Origin of the sequence: Pseudorhodobacter sp. (assembly GCF_030452865.1) — a bacterium.
Taxonomy (GTDB): Bacteria; Pseudomonadota; Alphaproteobacteria; order Rhodobacterales; family Rhodobacteraceae; genus Pseudorhodobacter.
The window spans coordinates 1-6,239 of sequence record NZ_JAKDLJ010000218.1 but is presented as its reverse complement, the minus strand read 5'-3'; the positions used below and the strand labels follow the sequence as shown (position 1 = coordinate 6,239).

The following is a 6,239-nucleotide window of genomic DNA, read 5'->3' as shown; positions in this document are numbered from 1 at the left end:
ATATCCAGCGTCAACTGCGCCGGTGCGCGGATGGGCCGCGTGCCGGTATTGGTGACCTGAACCTCATAGGTGACCACCTCGGCAGCGCGGTCGTAACGGGTGTTCTGGAAGGTGAAGGCAACCTGCGCTGTCGCATCCTCCATCCGGCTGAAGGCAAAGGATTCGACTTCGCTCAGCGTCATGCCCCGCGACGACTGAATCCTGTCGCTGACGGTCACAAGGTAGTCGCCACGCTGAAGCGGCGCGAAGGAAAGCGTGACTTCGCGTGCTGTCGCATCATATTTGATTGCGGTAATCGGGATCAACCGACCGGTTCCTGCCGACAAGACGTAATTCGCCGGGTCAAGCACGGAGCCTGCACCACTGACCGCCATATCATCATCGAAACGCAGGCTGTAGCTGGCGACCGGCAGGGCGGTCACGGTGCCGTCCTTGAACGTGGTCGCGATGATTTTCGGCACATAGAGCGGACGCAGAACATCAAGGCCGCGGCCATGGGCAAGCACCACCCGCCCATCGGCCAGCGTGATGATATCTTCGGCGCGCGCCGAAGCGGCGGCGATGGTAACCACCTGATGCGACGCCATATCCAGCGCATAAATGCGCGAAATCCCGGCGCTGTTGCGCACCGAAGTCAGCAGCGCAAGCCCGGCAAATTCAGTCCCCGCAGCCCCGAAGGTCAGTGAATCCAGCGGCGCATCAAGTTGCGCAATCAGCTCCGCCTTGCCCTGCGCGTCAAAGCGCAGAACCTTGCCGCGATCCGGCCAGCTCGTTCCCCAAAGGGTGCCATCGGGCGCGACCGCGAGATCATCGACGCGGATATCGGAGAACGGCGAAAGTTGCCCGTTCGCGCGATTGAAAATCGCGATGCCATCCCCGGTGGAGACGTAAAGCAAACCGTCGCCCTTGACCGCAACCGCCTGTGTGATGCCGTCGCCATAGCGCCCGATGATATCGCCGCTGGCGGGGTCAAGCTCCAACAACTCCCCACCGCCAGAGGTTGCCCAGATCCGGCCCGCGCCGTCCTGTGCAAGCGAAAAGATCGGGGTGCCAAGCCGCGCCAACGGCTCATCCGCGCCAGTGCCGTCCTTCGCCACGCGGTAGAGCCAGCCACGATCCGGCCCGCCAGAGAACAGCACGGACCCATCCGCGAGGCCCAACAGTGCCAGCGCCCCGATACCGCCCTGACTGCCGGGCAAATCTTCTACCAGCGACTCAAATCCGAAGGGCGCGATGGAATTCGCAAATTCCCCCGCCCTCAGCACGGAAATCGACGCGGCTACGCCTTTTTGCGCCTGAATGAACAGTGCGTTGGCTGGTGCCTGCGCAACAGGATCGACCAGATCAAGCGGCGTGGCATCCGTGGTTGCGGTGACCAGCGTTCCACCCAGATCCACCACATCGCGGGGGATTGATCCGGTCCCGGTGCCAGCGGGAACGGCGCTGCGGTTGCCTGCATTGTCACGGGCGAGGACAAGGAATTTCACATCCGCACCTGCGGGTGCCGTCCACACAACCGCACCCGTCGTGTTATCACTCGCAATCAACCGGAAATCACCGCCATCGACCGATGCGTAGATGTTCGCGTCCCGCAGACCCGAGCCGTTGGCCGCGTCGACTGCACTCCACTCAATGCGGTAATCGCTGCCTTCGCCCAACCTTTTCGCGGTGAAGGTCGTGACGGGTGCCTTGCCATCAAGCCGGTAGCGATAAGGGGTGGTATCTTCGGGTGCCGCGATATCGGTCAGGATGCGCGCACTGGCGCTGATGTCCGCGCCCGAAATGGCATCGGGGTCAGCCGACGCCGTGAACTTCACCCCGCCGCTTTCGCCCGCCAACAGCAGCCCTTCTGGCCCCGCCGTATCCAGCAATTCGCCGGTTTTCGGGTCAATTGCCTGCACAAGCCAGGTTGCGGTCCGGCTTTCGATATCCATCCCTGCCGAAAACCGCAGGATGAATCCGCGCGACGCGCTGAGATCGAGATCCTGTTGCCAGACCATGCGCCCCGCTGGCACTTTCAGCGACAGATCGCCCAGCGTCAGCCCGCCAAGGCGGAAGCTGCGGGCATCAAGCGAAGGGTCGAGCGTGGTGACAATGCGCAATTCCCGCAGAGGGCGGGCGGCGTCGGCATCCACCGAGAAGCCCACCTCATGCGGCAAGGCATAGCCTGCCGGGACCCAGTTCCCCTGCCCGACGCCGACAGGCCCGCGCATCCAGCCAGTGCCCTCACCCGCAGGCACCCCGGCGATATCGCGGAAACGGTCCAGATCCAGCGCCACGAGTTCGCTGGTCGTGCCGTCAGAGCCGAAATCCGGCAGCTCCACCGCGCCCAGACCCAACCATGGCGCATAGATGTTGAACGCCGTGAATGTCGTGGCCCGTGCCAGCCCCAGATCGTAGGAGGCGGCATCAGGCAATTGCGGCACCGGAACCGCATAGGGGATTCCGTTCGGCGGATTGCGCATGTCATAGCGGGCAATCGGCGCCTTGTCCGTGATGGCGCTGCCATACCATTTGCGCACCTGAGCGTAGAAATCGACCAGATTGCCCGTGCTGCGGAGGTCCGCGCCCGCGTTGCCCAGCAGCAACCCTTGTGACAATTGCGCAACCAGTGACGTGACGCGGGTAGCCTCAAACGCCGGGGGGGCGTCTGCCTCCGCGCGCAAAAGGCCCGCAGTGGTCAAAGCGGCAAGGAAACCATCGGCCCAGACCCCGGCATCGGCGGCAAGGGTTTGCAGGCTGGCGGCGGCGGCGGGATCGGCGAGCACGGCAAGACGCAGGGTTTCGGCATCGGCCTTTTGGCGCGCGATGAATTCATCCCGCGTCATCGGGGTCGCGGCGGCGACCACGTTGAACTGGAACGGCAGATACCAAGGCAGATCACCCGAAACCACTTCCATCGAGGGGTCGGTGAAAATTTCGTAGATCAACGCATCCACCGCTTCCAGCGCCGGAATGCCGCCTGCCAACCCGTCCCGTGCAGCAAGGGCGGGATCGCGGTTGTAGAGGAAGGTTTTGATCCCTTCGAAATCGCGATTGATCAGGGCGTCCAGCCCCGGATAGGTCTGCACAGCAAAGGTCATCTGCGCCTGACCGGTCGCAGCCAGATCGTAGGCATATCCCGGTGCCAGCAATTGCCCACCGAGGTTCAGCGTCGACTGCGCCCCTGTCAGCCCGGCTGCGGGCGCGTCGGACCCATCGCCGAGGTTGGTTGCAAATTGCAAGAAGGGCAGGCCGTAGGCCATGTCATTGACGCCCATTTCGGGCGCGCCAAAGGTGAAATAGACGTAAGGCGTGTCAACATTGGTCAGGCTGTCGACGACAACATTGTAGAGCCCGGCCTCCCCCGCCGGAACCACGCGCGGGCCGCCAAGGCCGACGGTCACATCCCGTTCCACGGCGCGTTCGACAAGGTAGCGATACGGCAGAATCGCCTGTTGCCCGTCGCCATTGGTGACGATCACATCGTAAAGCCCATGCGGCGCGTCTTGCAGGTCAAACACTGCGATCAGCTTGGTCGCATCCACGCGGCGCACCGAAACCGGTAGATATTCTGCCACGCCGGGGCGCGAAAGTTTGGCAATCGCGCCTTCGCTGATCGCTGCGCCCTGGATCACCATGGTCACGAACCGGGCGGAACCGCCCTGATCCGGGGTCACGTCGATCACCTGGAATGGCAACAACTCCGCCTTGAGCGTATGGGCAACCGGGGTCGCATCCTTGCCGCCGAAGCTGCGCACCAGAATATAATAGACGCCCGGCTTGGTGGTGGAGATCACCGCCTCCTGCACCTGCCCGAAAATGGATTTTTGTGCGGCGTCGAAATCCGCCTGGCTTGGTGGCGTGTCCCATTTCACGAAAATCTCGTTCGGCACTTGCGGGTCGCCCCCGGCAAGCGAGACGCGCAGGGTTTGACCTGCCGGAACCTCCACCCGGTAAAGCCGCTCCGAACTTCCGGCCAGCATCGTGGTCACCGGCACATCCAACGTCAGGCGCGGGCTTTGAATGGTCAGCGGAGCCGCTGCGGCCAGGGTATTGTTCGCCTCGTCCGAGCCTTCGTTAACTGTATTGCGGGCGTCGGTGCGCACGATCACGCGCCATGTGCCATCGGCAACCACCGGCAATTCCGCTGTCAATGCGCCATCGTAGCTTTGCCCCGCCGCCAGCCCACCGGTCCGGGTAAAATGCCCAAGGAAAATGTCGCCGATATCCCAATCGCCGTCCTTCGAAAGCCAGACCGCATCGACCCACGACCCTTGCGCCGCCTCTGCGCTTTGGTTCGTAACGGTCCATGTCACCTCTACCGTATCACCGGGCGCAGAGCCGCCGCTGACTTCGACATCGCTTGGCAGCAAGTCCGAAGGCGGAACCTGATCAATCAGCAACGGCTGCGCCGAGGAACGGATATTTTCCTCTGCCCCATCCTCGAACACCGCGCCGGAATAACTGTTGCCCAGCGGATCGGCGACGACAAAGACATACCACGAGCCGGAAAGCCCTTTGGGCAACCGCGCCGACAGCGAAACCGCGCGCGACGCGCCTGCATCCAAGCCGGTCATGTGGTCATGGAAACCAAGGTAGAAATCGCTGCGTGTGTCGAGCGAGGCATCGCGCGACAGATAGATCAGGTCACGCCAGCCACCCCCGGTCGGAATCGCGCCGCTATTGGTGACTTCCCACGTCAGGTTGAGGGTTTGGCCGTTGATCGCCCGCTGTGGGATCTCCAGCGCCGAGATCACCAGATCGGCAGTTATCGCCGCTGTGACCGCAATCGTGCCGCTGGTGCTGTTATTGCCCTCGCCCTTGAATTCCTTGACTGCATCCGAGGCAGCGGAAAGCCCGGCCAAGCCGGGCCGAATGGTGGAAACCTGATAGGTTCCGCCTTTGCCAAAGGTGGAATCTGTTTCGATATAGACAGTGTAATTGCCCGAAATCCCTTGCGGCAAGGTGACGTTGAGCGCGGCATCATAGCCTTCGCCAATGCCGAGCGTACCTTCATGGCGCAACTCACCCAGCAGGAAATCCTGCCCGTCGAGGGAGCCATCGAGCGACAGGAACACCCGGTCCACCCAATTTGAGACCCGTGTTTCGCGGCTGCCGCTGTTGGTCACACGCCATTGCAATGCCAGCGGGCCGCCACTGGTCGCGGTTGCGGGGATCGTCCGGGAGGTAATGCGCAGATCAGGTTCCGCATAGGTGATATCAACCGCGCCGCGGCCGAAATTCCCGGTCGGGTCATCCTCTGTTTCAAACACGGAACTGCCATAGAAGTCGCGGGCATTGCCTGCGTTACCGGCATCGCTTTCGCCATGTGGCAGATGGCCGAGCCGGTCCACATCGGTCGCGACATGGATGTAATATGCGCCCTCGGTGCCGGGTGGCAGCGTGAAGTCGAGGCTTTGGCTATAGCTTTCACCGGCACCAAGCCCCGCGCCCGCGTCATGCACAACCTCGCCCAGATAGGTCGCGCGCCGACGGTCCAGCACCGGATCTTTCGACAACCAGACGGAATCCGCCCAATAGCGGGTTCCATCCCAGACAGCGCCTCCCTTGTTCTGCACGGTAAAGCTGATGCGCAACGGCTCCCCCGAGGTGGCACCCGTCGCCGCCGTAACCGAAACCACGCGCAAATCGGCGGGGATATTGGTGACCGTTCCCATCCCCGAGGCAAGGTTGTTCTGCTCATCGGCCTCTGCTACGGCCTGATAGCCGCGCACCGCCGCATCGGTGATAACATGCACATAAAGCCCCGCAGCCGACGGAGGCAGATCGAATTGCGCTGAACCGCGATAGCTTTCGCCTGCCGCCAATGCTGCTTCGCGCCGCACATCCCCCAGAAGCCAGAGCTTTTCGCCCACCGCGCCAAACGTCGCCTTGTCCGACAGATACACCCGGTCGACCCAGCCGTTCGCGGCGGCCGCCTCCACCAGTCCGGCGTTTGTCACCGTCCAGTTCACCACCAGCGGGTCACCCCCGGCGATGACCGGGCCCGCAGTTTGCACGGCTGAAACAACCAGATCGGGCCGCACCGGGGTATAGCCCAGAATGTCGATTGCGCGGCCCTTGTAGTTGTTGCTGTCAATCTCGTTCGGATCATCCGGATTGACGTTGATTGCGAGACTGTCCTCTGCCACCACATCATAGCTGTCGGACCATGGGGTGATGTAATACCGACCCGAAGGCAGGTCTGCCGGGATGGTGACGCGCACCACCATCTCATAGCTTTCGCCAACGGCCAG

Annotated in this window: 1 protein-coding gene; it reads right to left on the bottom strand. The window is 62.7% G+C overall.

All coding sequences use genetic code 11. From position 1 onward, the window contains the following. Positions 1-6,239, bottom strand: a 6,239-nt coding sequence (locus tag L0H65_RS12730; RefSeq protein ID WP_301459427.1) for a CARDB domain-containing protein, incomplete at both ends; no start/stop codon positions are given.